Annotated in this window: 1 protein-coding gene; it reads right to left on the bottom strand. The window is 39.9% G+C overall.

Features of this window, described 5'->3' with window-relative positions:
- Positions 1–209: DUF2797 domain-containing protein (locus tag R7F64_RS24100; protein WP_318072178.1), on the bottom strand; the 209-nt coding region annotated here is incomplete at its 3' end.
- Positions 210–594 lie beyond the last annotated feature (385 nt).

Here is a 594-nt window from a genome sequence, read left to right as displayed (position 1 = left end):
CACACGAAACAGTGACCTTGAGAATAGCTCTTCTTGGTTTTCTTACCACATGAGCAACAAAAAATATTGCCAGTATGCGTCAACGTGAGTGTTTTACCGAGAAACGGTGACAGATCGACTTCTTCATCACCCACAGGAAGACGATAGCTGACGGCACCATCGAGAGAAGCACGCATTTTGTTTAGCGTACCAGTAGCAATTAATGACATGACATTACTCGTTATTGTGTTTTTCGACAGTATATAACGAAGTGCGCTCAAGATGCAGGGTTGACAGGGTTAATAACTGGCAATGTTTCCACAATGAATGGCCATTGTTTCTCGTCGCAAAGCTTGATGGTGCCTCGCTTGAGTGGTTGTGAATTGCTTCGCAAATAACAAGTAAGTCATCAAATTGGACGATTTTAAACCGTGATAACGGTTCAAAACGCGTTACCATGTATCGGAAATAAGAACTCAAGCCAAAAGTAATTTTGTTTCTTGATAAATGACTTTATTTGAAGTTCAAAATATCATTGAGTACACTGTGTTGTATATAAGTTAAGCAGGTCACTTGCCTATGAAGTGGATACACAAATTAATCTTCGCTCTTTCG

This window comes from Vibrio sp. Vb1980 (assembly GCF_033338615.1).
Taxonomy (GTDB): Bacteria; Pseudomonadota; Gammaproteobacteria; order Enterobacterales; family Vibrionaceae; genus Vibrio; species Vibrio alginolyticus.
The sequence above is the reverse complement of the archived record's forward strand: the minus strand, read 5'-3'. Positions and strand labels throughout refer to the sequence as shown.